The organism is Castellaniella sp., from assembly GCF_047971665.1.
GTDB lineage: Bacteria > Pseudomonadota > Gammaproteobacteria > Burkholderiales > Burkholderiaceae_B > Castellaniella.
Genome location: NZ_JBKEAA010000008.1, coordinates 1 through 15,093, shown reverse-complemented (window position 1 = coordinate 15,093; position 15,093 = coordinate 1). Strand labels below are relative to the sequence as shown.

Annotated in this window: 14 protein-coding genes and 1 pseudogene; 8 read left to right on the top strand and 7 right to left on the bottom strand. The window is 64.6% G+C overall.

What is annotated here, in order from left to right; all coding sequences use genetic code 11:
* The first annotated feature begins 150 nt into the window (after positions 1 to 150).
* From rimP to typA, 6 genes are read left to right on the top strand one after another with little or no spacing between them, the layout of a single operon-like run.
* Positions 151 to 621 carry a ribosome maturation factor RimP gene (rimP, locus tag ACK5JE_RS01910; protein ID WP_416800027.1) on the top strand — a complete coding sequence of 157 codons (471 nt, stop codon included), beginning with the start codon at positions 151 to 153 and terminating at the stop codon, positions 619 to 621.
* The gene (nusA, locus tag ACK5JE_RS01905) at positions 618 to 2,102 is read left to right on the top strand and encodes a transcription termination factor NusA (RefSeq protein ID WP_416800026.1); all 1,485 of its coding nucleotides are present in this window, start codon (positions 618 to 620) and stop codon (positions 2,100 to 2,102) included. The genes rimP and nusA overlap by 4 nt, the downstream gene beginning before the upstream one ends.
* 55 nt (positions 2,103 to 2,157) lie before the next feature.
* Complete coding sequence (gene infB / locus ACK5JE_RS01900) at positions 2,158 to 5,085, top strand: translation initiation factor IF-2 (protein ID WP_416800025.1); 2,928 nt, start codon at positions 2,158 to 2,160, stop codon at positions 5,083 to 5,085.
* Positions 5,086 to 5,101: 16 nt separating this feature from the next.
* Positions 5,102 to 5,512 carry a 30S ribosome-binding factor RbfA gene (rbfA, locus tag ACK5JE_RS01895; RefSeq protein WP_416800024.1) on the top strand — a complete coding sequence of 137 codons (411 nt, stop codon included), beginning with the start codon at positions 5,102 to 5,104 and terminating at the stop codon, positions 5,510 to 5,512.
* Between the two features lie 35 nt (positions 5,513 to 5,547).
* Entirely contained in the window at positions 5,548 to 6,306 is a 759-nt protein-coding gene (gene truB, locus ACK5JE_RS01890) for a tRNA pseudouridine(55) synthase TruB (protein WP_416800023.1), read from the top strand.
* Complete coding sequence (typA, locus tag ACK5JE_RS01885; RefSeq protein ID WP_416800022.1) at positions 6,303 to 8,123, top strand: translational GTPase TypA; 1,821 nt, start codon at positions 6,303 to 6,305, stop codon at positions 8,121 to 8,123. The genes truB and typA overlap by 4 nt, the downstream gene beginning before the upstream one ends.
* A gap of 65 nt (positions 8,124 to 8,188) precedes the next feature.
* Here typA and ACK5JE_RS01880 read toward each other — a convergent pair whose 3' ends face one another.
* The gene (locus ACK5JE_RS01880; RefSeq protein ID WP_416800021.1) at positions 8,189 to 9,103 is read right to left on the bottom strand and encodes a DMT family transporter; all 915 of its coding nucleotides are present in this window, start codon (positions 9,101 to 9,103) and stop codon (positions 8,189 to 8,191) included.
* A 99-nt stretch (positions 9,104 to 9,202) separates the two neighbouring features.
* Positions 9,203 to 9,877: a helix-turn-helix domain-containing protein gene (locus ACK5JE_RS01875; RefSeq protein ID WP_416800020.1), complete on the bottom strand. Its 675-nt coding sequence runs from the start codon at positions 9,875 to 9,877 to the stop codon at positions 9,203 to 9,205.
* A gap of 152 nt (positions 9,878 to 10,029) precedes the next feature.
* On the opposite strand from ACK5JE_RS01875, the pseudogene ACK5JE_RS01870 reads away from it, so the two are divergent.
* Positions 10,030 to 10,659 (top strand): annotated as a pseudogene (locus tag ACK5JE_RS01870) (YqiA/YcfP family alpha/beta fold hydrolase); the annotation flags it as partial.
* A gap of 9 nt (positions 10,660 to 10,668) precedes the next feature.
* Complete coding sequence (locus ACK5JE_RS01865; RefSeq protein ID WP_416800097.1) at positions 10,669 to 11,169, top strand: GNAT family N-acetyltransferase; 501 nt, start codon at positions 10,669 to 10,671, stop codon at positions 11,167 to 11,169.
* Between the two features lie 44 nt (positions 11,170 to 11,213).
* On the opposite strand, the gene ACK5JE_RS01860 is transcribed toward ACK5JE_RS01865, so the two are convergent.
* The 5 genes from ACK5JE_RS01860 to ACK5JE_RS01840 form a co-directional block, all read right to left on the bottom strand.
* On the bottom strand, positions 11,214 to 11,603 hold the full coding sequence (locus ACK5JE_RS01860) for a hypothetical protein (RefSeq protein ID WP_416800019.1): 390 nt from the start codon (positions 11,601 to 11,603) through the stop codon (positions 11,214 to 11,216).
* A gap of 511 nt (positions 11,604 to 12,114) precedes the next feature.
* Positions 12,115 to 12,879, bottom strand: a complete 765-nt coding sequence (locus tag ACK5JE_RS01855; protein ID WP_416800018.1) for an ABC transporter ATP-binding protein — start codon at positions 12,877 to 12,879, stop codon at positions 12,115 to 12,117.
* Between the two features lie 31 nt (positions 12,880 to 12,910).
* Positions 12,911 to 13,609, bottom strand: coding sequence for an ABC transporter permease (locus ACK5JE_RS01850; protein WP_416800017.1), 699 nt, complete (start codon positions 13,607 to 13,609; stop codon positions 12,911 to 12,913).
* Positions 13,610 to 13,619: 10 nt separating this feature from the next.
* The gene (locus ACK5JE_RS01845; RefSeq protein ID WP_416800016.1) at positions 13,620 to 14,309 is read right to left on the bottom strand and encodes an ABC transporter permease; all 690 of its coding nucleotides are present in this window, start codon (positions 14,307 to 14,309) and stop codon (positions 13,620 to 13,622) included.
* A gap of 117 nt (positions 14,310 to 14,426) precedes the next feature.
* A partial coding sequence (locus ACK5JE_RS01840; RefSeq protein ID WP_416800015.1) for an ABC transporter substrate-binding protein occupies positions 14,427 to 15,093 on the bottom strand: 667 nt, incomplete at its 5' end.

Below are 15,093 nucleotides of genomic sequence, written 5' to 3'. Positions count from 1 at the left end.
TTTCGCATCATGTCATGCGAGGCGCGGCGTTGCGGATGCCTTGATGCATGCGCGAGCCAGTGCAGGCGGGCCGTCGGCGGTTCCTGAATGGGCTTCGGGGTGACCGGGGCGAACAAAGGGCTGCGGGACAGCCCCTTTTTTTTGGATTTTATGGCGGATATCTTGACGGTCGCCCAGCAGGCGCTGCTGGGTTTCGATGTGGAACTGGTCGATGTGGAACGCATGCCCCTGGGGGGCCTGCGTGTGGTGATCGATCGTCCTGAAGGCGTACGCATCGAGGACTGTGAGCAGGTTTCCCGCCAGTTGTCGCACGTGTTCGAAGTCGAGAATATCGACTACAAGCGCCTGGAAGTCAGTTCTCCCGGTGTGGACCGACCCTTGCGCCGCCCGGCGGACTATGTCCGTTTTGCCGGCGAGCGCATCGAACTGCGCCTGCACGAACCGGTCGAATCCCGCAAGACCTTTACGGGCATCCTGCGGGTCAGCGGGGATGAGTCGCCCGTGTTCAGCCTGGACTGGGAAGACCCGTCCGGCCAGTCACGGACGCTGCCGTTTTCTTTTGACGATGTGGACCGGGCCCGATTGGACCCCGTTCTCGATTTCAAGGGTAAGAAGCGATGAGTCGCGAAATTCTGCTGTTGGTCGACGCCCTGGCGCGTGAAAAAAACGTCGAGCGCGATGTCGTGTTCGGCGCTCTGGAAAGCGCGCTGGCCTCGGCCATGAAAAAGCGGTTCAAGGAAGACGTGGACATTCGCGTGGCCATTGACCGACAGACCGGCGAGCACGAGGGCTTTCGCCGCTGGTTGATCGTGCCCGACGAGGCCGGCCTGCAGGAACCCGACGCCCAGGAACTCTATACCGACGCCCAGGACATCGTGCCGGGGATCGAGGTCGGTGAATACATCGAGGAACCTCTCGAACCGATCGAATTCGGTCGCATCGGCGCGCAGGCGGCCAAGCAGGCCATCCTGCAGAAAATCCGCGACGCCGAGCGCGAACAGGTGCTCAATGACTTCCTGGACCGGGGCGAGACCATCGTCGCCGGCACGGTCAAGCGCCTGGACAAGGGTGACGGCATCATCGAAATCGGCAAGGTCGAGGCCCGCCTGCCGCGCACTGAGATGATCCCCAAGGAAAACATCCGCGCTGGCGACCGCGTCCGCGCCTACGTCCTCAAGGTCGATCACGCCGCGCGCGGTCAGCAGGTCATCCTGTCGCGCACTTCGCCCGACTTCATCCGTGAACTGTTCGAGAACGAAGTTCCCGAGATCGAGCAGGGCCTGCTCGAAATCAAGGCGGCGGCGCGTGATCCGGGCGTGCGTGCCAAGATCGCCGTCGTGGCGTACGATAAGCGGATCGACCCGATCGGCACCTGCGTCGGGATGCGCGGTTCGCGTGTCACGGCCGTGCGCAACGAACTGGGTGGCGAACAGGTCGATATCGTCCTGTGGGCCGACGATCCGGCCGAATTCGTCATTGGCGCACTGGCGCCGGCGCATGTCGAATCCATTCTCGTAGACGAGGACAAGCACGCCATGGATGTGGTGGTCGATGAGGAAAACCTCCCCAAGGCCATCGGCGCGCGTGGTCAGAACGTCCGTCTGGCTTCCGAGCTGACCGGCTGGCAGATCAACATCATGACGCCCGAGGAAAGCCAGAACCGTCAGGATGCCGAACGCACCGAGTTGCGTCGTACTTTCATGACAAGGCTGGATGTGGACGAGGAAGTCGCCGACATCCTGATCGACGAGGGCTTCACCGGTCTCGAGGAAGTCGCCTATGTGCCCTTGCAGGAACTGCTGGACATCGAGGCTTTCGATGAGGATACCGTCAATGAACTGCGCACACGTGCGCGCAATGCGCTGCTGACCGAGGCCATCGCCCAGGAAGAACGCGTGCAGACCGCGCGCGACCTGCTGGAAATCCAGGGCATGGATTCAGTCCTGGTGGCAAAACTGGCCGAAAACGGCATCACCACGCTGGACGATCTGGCCGAGCTGGCCGCCGACGAGCTGGCCGATCTGACCGGGCTGCCCGCAGAAACCGCCAGCGACATGATCATGCAGGCGCGGGCCCACTGGTTCGAGGACGACGAAGCCTGATCGCTTCGTCGCATCGAACCGAGTCGCCCTTCAACGTAGTCAAAGAGAGAGTCGAATGTCGAGTAACACCGTCGCCCAATTCGCCGAAGAGCTGAACATGCCCGCCGACGTCCTGCTGGATCATTTCCGTTCGGCCGGCGTCGAGCTGGATTCGGTGAACGCTGACGTGACCGAAGCAGACAAGAGCGCACTGCTCGAGTCCCTGCGCCGTTCGCATGGCTCCGACATGGGCAAAAAGGTCGTGCTGACGCGCCGCAAGACGTCAGAAATCCACCAGGCCGACAGTACCGGCCGCTCGCGCACGATCCAGGTCGAGGTCCGCAAGAAACGCGTGCTGGTCAAGCGCGACCGCTCCGAGCTGGTCGAAGCCGCCCGTGCGGAGGCGGCCGCTCAGGCCGCCGCGACGGAGACGGCGACTCCGGCTGCCGAGGCGCCCGCGCCTCAGGTCGAGTCTGCCCAGGCTCCGATGACCCCGGCCCCGGTCGAGCCGGTTGCCGAAGTCCAGGCGGTCGAGCCCGTCGCGCCCGAAACAGCCGGGATCGAGCCTCCGGTGTCCGCACCCGAGACGCCGGCGCCTCAGGTTCCGGCGTCCGAGGCCCCGGCAGCCGCTTCCGCAGCGGACGGGACGCCGGCGCCGCAGGTCGCCGAGCTGGTTGAATCCTCGCAGAATGCCGAGTCCGCCTCTCCGGCGGCCAAGCCCGAGTCCGATGCGCCTCAGGCCGAGGCTTCCGCCGCTGAACCGGCTGCGGCCGTCGAGCCGGCGCCGCGCGCCGAGCCCGTGCCCGCGTCTTCTGCGCCGGTATCCGCGCCTTCGGCGACTCCGGGCAAGGCGCGCCGCGCGCCCGCCAATACGGATCGGGAACGCGCCCGCCGCGCCGCCGAGGCCGAGGCCGCCGCGCTGCGCGAGATGATGCGCCAGCCGCGCAAGGTCCTGCGCGCGCCCGAGCCCGAGGAATCGGCCACGACCGGCACGCTGCACAAGCCCGCCGGCACCAAGACCGGCACCAAGAAAGAATCCGAAGGCAAGAAGGTCATCAAGACCTCCGATGTGTCCTCGAGCTGGTCCAACGACGGCCGCAAAAAGCCCTCCAAGGCCGAGACCCTGTCAGCCGGTGCCGGGCGTGATGCCTGGCGCGCCGGTGGCAAGTCGGGTGGACGGGGCGGCAAGAGCGGACGCGGCAAGGGCCGCCGTCAGGCGGAGCATCAGGAACCGGTGCAGGCCGAATTCATCGCCCGTGAAATTCACGTGCCGGAGACGATCTCCGTAGCCGATCTGGCCCACAAGATGTCGATCAAGGCGGCCGAGGTCATCAAGCATCTGATGAAACTCGGCCAGATGGTCACGATCAATCAGATTCTTGACCAGGAAACCGCCATGATCGTGGTCGAGGAACTCGGTCACACCGCCATCGCCGCCAAGCTCGATGATCCGGAAGCCTTCCTGGCCGATACCGAGGCGGCCGACGAGGCCGAGGCGTTGCCGCGCGCGCCGGTCGTCACTGTCATGGGGCACGTCGATCACGGCAAGACCTCGCTGCTGGACTATATCCGCCGCACCAAGGTCGCCACTGGCGAGGCTGGCGGCATTACCCAGCACATCGGCGCCTACAGCGTCAAGACCGATCGCGGTGTGGTGGCCTTCCTGGATACCCCGGGCCACGAGGCCTTCACGGCCATGCGTGCCCGCGGCGCGCAGGCCACCGACATCGTCATCCTGGTGGTGGCGGCCGACGACGGCGTCATGCCCCAGACCAAGGAAGCCATCCATCATGCCCGCGCCGCCAATGTGCCGCTGGTGGTGGCGATCAACAAGATCGACAAACCGGAAGCCAACCCCGAACGCGTCAAGCAGGAACTCGTGGCCGAAGAGGTCGTGCCGGAAGAATACGGTGGCGACGTGCCTTTCATTCCTGTGTCCGCCAAGACCGGTCAGGGCATCGACGACCTGTTGGAAAACGTCCTGCTGCAGGCCGAAATCCTGGAGCTCAAGGCGCCTGTCGATGCGCCCGCCAAGGGGATTGTCATCGAGGCCCGGCTGGACAAGGGCCGCGGCCCGGTGGCGACCATCCTGGTGCAGAGCGGGACCCTGCGTCGTGGCGATGCCGTGCTGGCTGGCGTGGCATTCGGCAAGGTGCGCGCCATGCTGAACGACACCGGCAAGCCCACCGCCGAGGCGGGTCCGTCGACGCCGGTTGAGATTCAGGGTCTGGCCGAGGTTCCGGCTGCCGGCGACGAGGTTCTGGTCCTGAACGACGAGCGCAAGGCCCGCGAAATCGCCCTGTTCCGTCAGGGCAAGTTCCGCGACGTCAAGCTCGCCCGCCAGCAGGCCGCCAAGCTGGAATCGATGTTCGACAACCTGGGCGAGGGCGTGCGCACGCTGCCGTTGATCGTCAAGACCGACGTTCAGGGTTCCCAGGAGGCCCTGGTGCAGTCGCTGCTCAAACTGTCCACCGACGAGGTCCGTGTCCAGGTCGTGCATGCGGCCGTGGGCGGCATCTCCGAGAGCGATGTCAATCTGGCGATCGCGTCGGGCGCCGTGGTGATCGGCTTCAACGTGCGGGCGGACGCCTCGGCCAAGAAACTGGCCGAAAGCAACGAGATCGACCTGCGCTACTACAACATCATCTATGATGCGATCGACGATGTGCGCAACGCCATGTCGGGGATGCTGGCGCCGGAACGTCGTGAGGAGGTCATCGGTCTGGTCGAGATCCGCGAGATCTTCACCGTGTCCCGCGTGGGCAACATCGCAGGCTGCATGGTGCTCGAAGGTCTCGTGCGCCGCGATTCCCAGGTCCGCCTGCTGCGCAACAACGTGGTGCACTGGACAGGCTCCCTCGATTCCCTGCGCCGCTTCAAGGACGATGCCAAGGAAGTCAAATCCGGTTTCGATTGCGGGATCACGCTCAAGGGCAACAACGATATTCAGGTCGGGGATCAGCTCGAAGTCTTCGAAATCAAGGAAGTCGCCCGCACGCTCTGATCGCGCGGCATGAATCATGGGTCGTCATAAATCCAAGCCGAATCCCGGACGCAATACGCGCCTGGCCGACCAGATCCAGAAGGATCTGGCGGCCCTGGTGCAACGTGAGCTCGACGTCGCGCGCGCCGGTCTGATCACGCTGACAGGCGTCGATCTGTCGGCCGACTATGCGCACGCCAAAGTCTATTTCACGGTATTGGGTGCCGAGCCCGACACGGCGGCTCAGGCGCTGAATGACAAGGCGGGCTGGCTGCATTCGCAGTTATTCCGCATGCTGCACATCCATACGGTGCCCACCCTGCGCTTCGTGCATGACACGCAACTGGCGCGTGGCATCGAGCTCACGCAACTGATCGATCGGGCCAACCGCCCTCAGGCGGGCGCGTCGGATATCCCCGAACTCGAAGACCCGGACGGCCAGCCCTGACAGGGCGGTCGTCACTCACCCGGACGGATTGAACGATGGCTTCCCGACGCGGGCAGATGCTCGACGGAGTCCTGTTGCTGGACAAACCGGAGGGTCTGTCCAGCAACCATGCGCTGCAGCGCGCCAAACGCACAGTGGACGCCCGCAAGGCGGGTCACACCGGCACGCTGGACCCGTTCGCCACGGGTCTGCTGATCTGCTGCTTTGGCCGGGCGACAAAAATTTCCGCCGCCATGCTGGAAGCCGACAAGGTTTACGAGGCGACCGTGACGTTCGGCGAGGAAACCGACAGTGGCGATCTCACCGGCCATGTCACGGCGCGGGCGGAGGAGGATTTCACCGGCGTGGATGCGCCGGCGCTGGAGACCGCGCTGGCGGCATTCCGGGGCGAGATCGAGCAGATTCCGCCCATGGTGTCGGCGCTCAAGCGCGACGGCAAGCCACTGTACGAATATGCTCGCCAAGGCATCGAGCTGGAGCGCCCGCCGCGCCGGATCGTGATCCATGCGCTGGATCTGCTGGAATGCGATGGCCGCCACGCCCGGTTGCGTGTGCATTGCAGCAAGGGCACCTATGTGCGCACCCTGGCCCAGGACATCGGTCGCCTTCTGGGGTGCCTGGGGCATCTTTCGGCCCTGCGGCGCACCGCCGTCGGGCCTTTTGCGATCGAGCGTGCCGTGGGGCTGGATGCCCTGCAGGCCATGGCGGCGCCGGCGACGGCGCTGATTCCTTTACATGCCTTGCCGGACGGTCTGTGTCCGGCCAGTGTTTCCACCGAGGACAAAATTCTATGAAACGAGCTTTGCGCAACGTGGCCATCATCGCCCACGTGGACCATGGCAAGACCACACTTGTCGACCAGCTGCTGCGGCAGTCCGGCACCTTTCGCGACAACCAGCAGGTGTCCGAACGGGTCATGGATTCGGGCGACATCGAGCGCGAACGCGGTATCACGATTCTGGCCAAGAACTGTGCCGTCGAATATGAAGGCACGCACATCAATATCGTCGATACCCCGGGTCATGCCGACTTCGGTGGGGAAGTCGAGCGCGTGCTGTCCATGGTCGATGGCGTGCTGCTGCTGGTCGATGCGGTCGAAGGCCCGATGCCGCAGACCCGCTTTGTCACGCGCAAGGCATTGGCACTGGGCCTCAAGCCGATCGTGGTCGTCAACAAGGTCGATCGTCCGGGGGCGCGGCCGGATTTTGTCGTCAACGCGACCTTCGATCTGTTCGACAAGCTGGGAGCGACCGAGGAGCAGCTGGATTTTCCGGTGATCTATGCTTCGGGTCTGTCGGGTTACGCAGGGTTGACCGACGATGTGCGCTCGGGCGACATGCGTCCCCTGTTCGAGGCCATCCTGCAATACGTGCCGCAGCGCGATGACGATGCCGACGGTTCCCTGCAGCTGCAGATCATCTCGCTGGACTACAGCAGCTACGTGGGCAAGATCGGCGTCGGTCGCATCAACCGGGGCCGCCTGCGTGCCGCGCAGGATGTGGTGGTGAAATTCGGTCCTGAAGGCGAGCCCTTCAAGGGCCGGGTCAATCAGGTCTTGAAGTTCAAGGGCCTCGAGCGGGAACTGGTGAGCGAAGCCGAAGCCGGCGACATCGTGCTGATCAATGGCATCGAGGACATCGGTATCGGCTGCACCTTGATGGATCCGGCGGCGCCCGAGGCATTGCCGATGCTGCGCATCGACGAACCCACGCTGACCATGAATTTCATGGTGAACACCTCTCCTTTGGCGGGGCGCGAAGGCAAATTCGTCACCAGCCGCCAGTTGCGTGACCGCCTGGATCGCGAACTGAAATCCAATGTGGCGCTGCGCGTCAACGACACCGATGACGACACGGTGTTCGAGGTCTGCGGCCGGGGAGAACTGCACCTGACCATTCTGCTCGAAAACATGCGCCGCGAAGGCTACGAGCTGGCCGTGTCGCGTCCGCGCGTGATGTTCAAGGAGATCGACGCAGTGCGGTGCGAGCCCTACGAGCTGCTGACGGTGGACGTGGAAGACACGCACCAGGGCGGCGTGATGGAAGAACTGGGCCGGCGCAAGGGCGATCTGCAGGACATGCAGCCCGACGGGCGCGGCCGCACCCGCCTGGAATACCGCATCCCGGCACGCGGGCTGATCGGTTTCCAGGGAGAATTCCTGACGCTGACACGGGGCACCGGCCTGATCAGCCATATTTTCGACGACTACGCGCCGGTCCGCGAAGGCGGGGTGGGCGAGCGCCGCAACGGGGTGCTCATCAGCCAGGATGACGGCACTGCCGTGGCCTATGCCCTGTGGAAACTGCAGGAGCGTGGCCGCATGTTCGTCTCGCCCCAGGAGCCGGTCTACGAGGGCATGATCATCGGCATTCATTCGCGCGACAATGACCTGGTGGTCAATCCCATCAAGGAAAAGAAACTCACCAACGTCCGGGCTTCCGGCAAGGACGAGCACATCGACCTGGTGCCGCCCATCGCCCTGAGTCTGGAATATGCGGTGGAATTCATCGCCGATGACGAACTGGTCGAGGTCACGCCGAAGTCGATCCGTTTGCGCAAGCGCCATCTGCAAGAGCACGAACGACGCCGCAGTCTGCGCGAATCCGCCTGATCCCGCTGTGGAATCCCGCAATGACCCCCGCCTCATGGGGCGGGGGTCATTGCTTGTGCGTCAGGTCAGCGCGTCTCGGTCCGGATCACGATGGTCAGCCCGGCCAGCAGTGCCGCCAGGCCGGCGTAGGCCAGCGTGCCGGGTCGTTCTCCCACCACACCCAGGGCCAGCAAAAAGGCGGTGACAGGCTCCATCAGCGCCAGCGACACGCCAGTGGCAGCGCTGATGCCGCGCAGGCCGGAGGTGAACAGCAGGTAGGCGATGCCTGTCGAGGCGATGCCCAGGAAACTCACCACCAGCCAGCCCGAGGCCGTGATCTGCGCCGGCCCCGCCCAGCAACCGGCGGCCGGCAGCGCCAGCAGGGCGCCCACCATGAACACGCCCAGAGTGGTGACGGCCGGTGTCGCATGCTGCACCAGCCTCTTGTTCAGCAAGGCGTAGAGCGCATAGGTCAGGCCCGAGGCCAGGCACAGGGCGATGCCCAGCGGATCGGCCTGAATGTCGCCTCCGCGTCCAAGCACCAGCAGGACACCGCCGCCGACCGCCAGCAGCGTACCCGTCCACCAGCCCGGGCCGGGCCGGGCGCCACCAGCCAGTTGCAGCAGGCCGGCCCAGATCGGGCCACTACCGATGGCCAGTGCCGTGCCCACCGCGACTCCGGTGATCTTGACGCCCGCAAAGAATGCCAGGTTGTAGCCTGCCATGCAGGCGCCGGCAAGAATGGCCCGACGCCAGTCCAGTCCGGCCAACTGGCGGACCAGGTGAGACAGTCCGTTGATCGCGCCGGCGTAGGCCAGGAAAAAGAGGGCGGCAATCCCCAGACGCAAGGCGCCCACCCAGTAGGGAGACAATGTTCCGTCGGAAAAGCTCTGGGCCGTGCCTGTGGTGCCCCACAGCATCGCCGCGCACAGTACCAGCAGGATGCCGTGCAAAGGCTGGATGGTGGAGGAGGGCGCGGCAGGATTCGATCTCGTGCTCATTCCGTCATGATGGCAGGGTGGGCCGCAGCCGTTTGTCGAGAAACGCTCGTGGTTTCTGTGTCAGTCAGAGTCGTGCGTGTGAGCTGTGGGACTTCGGTTTCAGGCAACAGGCCGCCGCAGTGCGCGTGCGCCGACACCGCGGTCCCGTCGCAGCGCATACGCCAGGGCGCTGCCCGAGCGGTAGCCGACCCGGGCGGCAGCCGCTTCAAGTGTCGTGCCTCGTGCCAGCATCCGGCTGGCAGATTCCAGCCGCAGGGCGCGCAGGTAATCGCCCGGGGGGCGGCCGGACAGTTCCAGCAGGCGCGTGTGAAAGCGCTGCGAACTGAGATTGAACAGCCGCGCCATGCGCGCTGTGGACCAGGCCTCGTGCAGCGCCTCGGTCAGCGTCGCGTTCAGCTGCGCCAGGTCCAGGCCGCGGCGCGAGGACAGCACGGTAGGCAGGCCCAGCAACAGGGCCAGCTGCTTACCGGCATCGTCCTGGGCGCTCAGTGTGCGGCAGGCGGGTGTCAGGGCGAATCGGCGCAGTCGTTCCAGACCCGTGGATTCGGGGGCGTCGATCACCAGAATGCGGGTGCCAGGCCGGGCGCAGTAGGCGTGCCGGGCGCCGGCCGGGATCAGCATCCCGCAGGAAGAGTCGGTGAACAGGGCGTGCCCATCGATTTCCAGTTCCATGCGGCCCGACAGCGGGACCATGATCTGGGCATGATCATGCGCATGGGCGTGTGCCTGCCCATCGTAGGTACGCAGTGTGCTGACCGGTTTGAGGAGCGGCATGGCGGGGCATCAGGTCCGGATCGAGTTGATAGATCTTAACGCGGGTCGTGGTGCTTGTGGGTAGCTGCCGGCATTGCGCAGGCTGCTTACAATGAAGCCTGGGGTTCCGTCGTGCGCCGCCGGGTGCCCGGACAGCTTCCCGCCTGGATGTCATGATTCTCTATCTGCACGGATTCCGTTCCTCCCCCGACTCCTTCAAGGTGCGTCTGATGGCACGGGCAATGGCCGAGCGTGGCCTGGACGCCGATTGGCATTGTCCGCAACTGCCTGCCAGCCCGGCGGCGGCGTTGAGCCTGGCGCTGAGCCTGGCCCAGGCGGGCTTGAGTTCCGCGGCGGGTTTCCAGGGGGAGCGGCAGGAGGTAGCGTCGGCACGGGATGATGCCGCGGCACGCTTGACCGTCATCGGCTCTTCCCTGGGCGGGTTCTACGCTACCTGGCTGGCCGAGCGGCTGGGTTGCCGCGCAGTGCTGCTCAATCCCGTCGTCCATGCGGCCCGCGACCTGGCGACCCAGGTCGGCTCGCACCGGACCTTTCATGGCGATGAGCCCTTCGAGTTCCTGCCCGGCTACGTCGAGGAACTGGCGCGGGCCGAGGCCGACATGCCGGTGCTGACGCGGCCGGCGCGTTATTTCCTGCTGGCGGCCACCGGCGATGAGGTCCTGGACTGGCGGGAAATGCAGGCCCGGTTCGCGGGCAGCCGGCAACGCATCATCGAAGGCAGCGATCACGGGATTTCGGATTTTGCCGCCTGGCTGCCCGAGGTCCTGGATTTCGCCCTGGGCGGTTCTTCGGTGTTCGCGCAGGCGCAGACTGTGGGCCCTGGTGCGTCACGGGACGGGTCTGTCGGCCAGGGGGGGGCGAGGCTTTTCGGCGATCATCGCGTCGTGACAGGCAGCTGGGATGCGCTGGGCGCTGAAGCCGGCCGCATTCGTCTGGAAGTCTTTGTAGAGGAACAGCGGGTGCCGCTGGAAGAAGAGCTGGATGCGCGCGATGCGCAGTGCCTGCATGCCATCGCCTATGATGCTGATGGTCAGGCCATGGGCACGGGACGTCTGCTGCCCGATGGCCATATCGGCCGGATGGCCGTGCGCAAAGCGTGGCGCGGCCAGGGGGTCGGGTCGCACTTGTTGAGCGCGTTGATGGAAGCGGCCCGCCGTCGGGGCGACCCGGAGGTCGTGCTGGATGCGCAATTGCATGCCCGGGCTTTCTACGCCCGCCATGGTTTTGTCGAGGAGGGCGGAACTTTCATGGATGCGGGGATTCCGCATCGGGTGATGCGGCGGCGGTTCTGACTGCCATTCGAGAATGTCTGCGCGCAGGTCTGCGATGAAAGACGTCATTCAGCGCGATGGCATCCAGGATGTTCATTGACCAGGCCTCGTTTCATTACCAGACGTTCGGCAATCGTGACATAGCGCATCTTGCGTTTCTGTTCCAGCTGCTCCACGGCGGCCAGATAGGCCGGCTCCAGTGCTTCGGGCAGACGCAGCATCCATTCGATCAGACGCAGCAGCGACCTGACCTGGCCGTGATCATAGCCATATCCGTAGAGCAGTCGCACGAGCGCCACGATGGGCGCCATCCGCCGTGATCGGTTCTGGTACTGCAAGGCGCGTAATTGCGCCATGATCACGATGGCGGCCGGGATGCCCAGGCTGAACAGGGTCGGGGGTGAGCGGCCTGCACGGTGGCTGAATCCTTCGTGACGATCCTCGATGCGTGTCATGTAGCGGTACATCCGCCGCGCGAACCGGGCATGAGCCTCGGTCCCATGGGACCGCCCTCGATTTCGATGTGGATCAGAATCCAGACATCGTCCGTCTCCTTGCCGCAGACTCTGACCAGTTTGTCGGCCGATCGCCGGCCACTGCCGGGCGAGCCCCGGGCGGCGCTCAGTGTCTGCGGTTCCTTGTCCAGGAATTCCGCTGGCGCGGACCAGTCAATGACGGTGTACAGATCCGGTGCAAAGAGTTCGATGGCGGGCAGGAAAAAAATTTCCAGCGCTTCTTTCCATGGACTGTCGTGATCGTCGGCCTGCGCCGTGATGGATGAGGGGGCTTGCCTCGTCCGGGCCGCCAGACCGGGAAATACGAAGGGATGCGCATGTCACGAGTCCCTCGGCACGTGCCAGGGCCCAGCCCGCGATCGGGTCGGCCTGCCTCGGGGTTGCGGGCGGGAGAAACGCCTTCGGTCCCAGTGGGCGCCGCTACCAACGCCGAGCCTGTCGGATGGTGAGTCTATTTCAGATTGCCCGACAGGAACTGTCGCAGCCGGGGGCTTTGCGGATTGTCAAAAATATCAGCCGGCGCGCCGGTTTCTTCGGTCACCCCCTGGTGCAAGAACATGACCTGGGATGCCAGATTGCGTGCGAAGCCCATCTCGTGAGTGACGACCAGCATGGTGCGGCCTTCTTCGGCGAGTTTCTGCATGACCTTGAGCACTTCGCCGACCAGTTCCGGATCGAGCGCCGAGGTCGGCTCGTCGAACAGCATGACTTCCGGCTCCATGGCCAGGGCACGAGCAATCGCCACGCGCTGCTGCTCGCCGCCGCTCATGTGCGCAGGGTAAGCTCCCTTGCGATGGGCCACGCCGACCTTGGCCAGGTAGTGCTCGGCCTTCTCGATGGCTTCCTTCTTCGGCACGCCGAGCACGTGCACCGGCGCCTCGATGACGTTGTCGAGGGCGCTCATGTGCGACCACAGGTTGAAGTGCTGGAACACCATCGACAGGCGCGAGCGCATGCGCTGCAGCTGCTTGCCGTCGGCGGCCTTGAGCGCGCCGTCCTTGTTCGGCACCAGCTTGAGCTCCTCGCCGTTGAGCAGGATCTTGCCGGCGTGTGGCTGCTCCAGCAGGTTGATGCTGCGCAGGAAGGTGCTCTTTCCCGAGCCGCTGGAGCAAATGAAGCTGATCACGTCGCCGGCCTTGGCCGCCAGGGTTACGCCCTTGAGCACTTCGTGGTCGCCGTAGCGCTTGTGCAGGTCCTGAACTTCGAGTTTGTACATGGTCGGAATCTCTCGGCGAATTCGGGGAAAATCAGGCCTTGCGCGGGGCCAGGTAGGCCAGCCAGCGGCGTTCGGCGAGCTTGAACAGGCGCACCAGGATGAAGGTCAGGCAGAGGTAGAACACCCCGGCGGTGATGTAGGCCTCGAACGGCAGGTAGTACTGCGAGTTGACGGTCTTGGCCGCGCCAGTGATGTCGATCAGGGTCACCACCGAGGCCAGGCTGGTGGTGTGCAGCATCATGATCACCTCGTTGCTGTACTGCGGCAGCGCACGGCGCAGCGCCGAGGGCAGGAGGATGCGGCGATACAGCTTGAAGCGCGACATGCCCATGGCCTTGGCCGCCTCGATCTCGCCATGCGGCGTGGCCTTGAGGCTGCCGGCGAGGATTTCCGCGCTGTAGGCACTGGTGTTGATGGCAAACGCCAGGCAGGCGCAGAAGGTGGCGTTGGACAGGTACGGCCAGAGGAAGCTCTCGCGCACTGCCTCGAACTGGGCCAGGCCGTAGTACAGCAGGTACAGCTGCACCAGCATCGGCGTGCCGCGAATCACATAGGTGTAGAGCCAGGCCGGGAAGTTGATCAGCGGCTGCTTGGAGACGCGCATCAGGCCCAGCGGCACCGCGGCCAGCAGGCCGAAGGCCAGGGCGATCAGCAGCAGCTTGAGGGTGACCAGCACACCGCTGAAGTACAGCGGCAGGCTGTCGAGCACCACGTTGTAGTCGAAAAGCATGGTGGCTCCCTCAGATTTCAGCGGATTTCACGCCGACCGAGTAGCGGCGCTCAAGAAAGCGCAGCACCAGCAGCGAAACACTGGTCATCGCCAGGTAGATGGCGGCGGCCAGGAGGATGTAGGTAAAGGGTTCACGGGTAGCGTCGCCAGCGCTCTTGGCGCGCGCCATCATGTCCTGCAGGCCGACCAGCGAGATCAGCGCAGTGGCCTTGACCAGCACCAGCCAGTTGTTGGTCACGCCCGGAATCGCCAGGCGGATCATCTGCGGCACCAGGATGCGCAGGAAAATGCGCAGCGAGCTCATGCCATAGGCCAGGCCGGCCTCGCCCTGGCCCTTGGGGATGGCCATGAAGGCACCGCGAAAGGTCTCTGAGAGATAGGCGCCGTAAATGAAACCGAGCGTGCCCACTCCAGCGACGAAGGGATTGATATCGATGTAATCCTCGTAGCCCAGCAAGGGCGCGAGGCGGTTCACCAGGTCCTGACCGCCATAGAAGATCAGCAGGATCAGCACCAGATCAGGAATACCACGGATCACCGTGGCATAAGCTTCGCCCATGACGGCCAGCCATTTCACCGGCGACAGACGGAACGCCGCGCCAATAAGCCCCAGCACAACCGCCACCGCCATCGACAGCAGCGACAACTGCACGGTAAGCCAGGCGCCCTCGAGAATGGTCGAGCCGTAGCCGTTGAACATGAAGCGATCCTCTACAGGAAACAACAGCCCGAACGGGCCTAGGGATGAGCCGGAAAAAACGCAGGCTCATCGCCTACGTGGCGCCCTGCCCCGTCACGGGGCGGGCGCCGAGCAGGATTACTTGCCGTAGATGTCGAACTGGAAGTACTTGCCCTGCACTTCCTGGTACTTGCCGTTGGCGCGGATGGCCAGGATGGCAGCACTGATCTTGTCGGCCAGCGCCTTGTCACCCTTGCGCACAGCGATGCCCTGGCCTTCGCCGAAGTATTTCTCATCGGTAAAGTCCGGACCTACCAGGGCGAAGCCCTTGCCGGCGTCGGTCTTGAGGAAGCCGTCGTCGATGTTGACGACGTCAGCCAGGGTGGCGTCCAGGCGACCGGAAGCCAGGTCGAGGAAGATTTCGTTCTGCGAGGTGTAACGCACGATCTCGGCGCCGACCGGGGCGAAAACGTCGGTGGCATAGCGATCGTAGATCGAGGAACGCTGCACGCCGATCTTCTTGCCCTTGAGGCCGGCCACGTCGGTGTACTCGCTGCCGGCCTTCATCGCCAGGCGTGCCGGAGTGGAGTAGTACTTGCCGGTGAAGTCCACCGAGCGCTTGCGCTCTTCGGTGATCGACATGGACGACAGCACGGCGTCGAACTTGCGCACTTTCAGTGCCGGGATCAGGCCGTCGAATTCCTGCTCGATCCACTGGCACTTGACCTTCATCTCTTCGCACAGGGCGTTGCCGATGTCGTAGTCGAAGCCGGTGATCTTGCCGTCCGGAGTCTTGTAGGCGAAG

What these genes read in the sequence shown, in the direction of transcription:
- rbfA (WP_416800024.1), top strand. Translation starts at nt 5,102, where the DNA reads ATGGGTCGTCATAAATCCAAGCCGAATCCCGGACGCAATACGCGCCTG.
- ACK5JE_RS01860 (WP_416800019.1), bottom strand. Translation starts at nt 11,603, where the DNA reads ATGACACGCATCGAGGATCGTCACGAAGGATTCAGCCACCGTGCAGGC.
- ACK5JE_RS01875 (WP_416800020.1), bottom strand. Translation starts at nt 9,877, where the DNA reads ATGCCGCTCCTCAAACCGGTCAGCACACTGCGTACCTACGATGGGCAG.
- ACK5JE_RS01880 (WP_416800021.1), bottom strand. Translation starts at nt 9,103, where the DNA reads ATGAGCACGAGATCGAATCCTGCCGCGCCCTCCTCCACCATCCAGCCT.
- truB (WP_416800023.1), top strand. Translation starts at nt 5,548, where the DNA reads ATGGCTTCCCGACGCGGGCAGATGCTCGACGGAGTCCTGTTGCTGGAC.
- ACK5JE_RS01855 (WP_416800018.1), bottom strand. Translation starts at nt 12,879, where the DNA reads ATGTACAAACTCGAAGTTCAGGACCTGCACAAGCGCTACGGCGACCAC.
- nusA (WP_416800026.1), top strand. Translation starts at nt 618, where the DNA reads ATGAGTCGCGAAATTCTGCTGTTGGTCGACGCCCTGGCGCGTGAAAAA.
- ACK5JE_RS01850 (WP_416800017.1), bottom strand. Translation starts at nt 13,609, where the DNA reads ATGCTTTTCGACTACAACGTGGTGCTCGACAGCCTGCCGCTGTACTTC.
- typA (WP_416800022.1), top strand. Translation starts at nt 6,303, where the DNA reads ATGAAACGAGCTTTGCGCAACGTGGCCATCATCGCCCACGTGGACCAT.
- ACK5JE_RS01845 (WP_416800016.1), bottom strand. Translation starts at nt 14,309, where the DNA reads ATGTTCAACGGCTACGGCTCGACCATTCTCGAGGGCGCCTGGCTTACC.
- infB (WP_416800025.1), top strand. Translation starts at nt 2,158, where the DNA reads ATGTCGAGTAACACCGTCGCCCAATTCGCCGAAGAGCTGAACATGCCC.
- rimP (WP_416800027.1), top strand. Translation starts at nt 151, where the DNA reads ATGGCGGATATCTTGACGGTCGCCCAGCAGGCGCTGCTGGGTTTCGAT.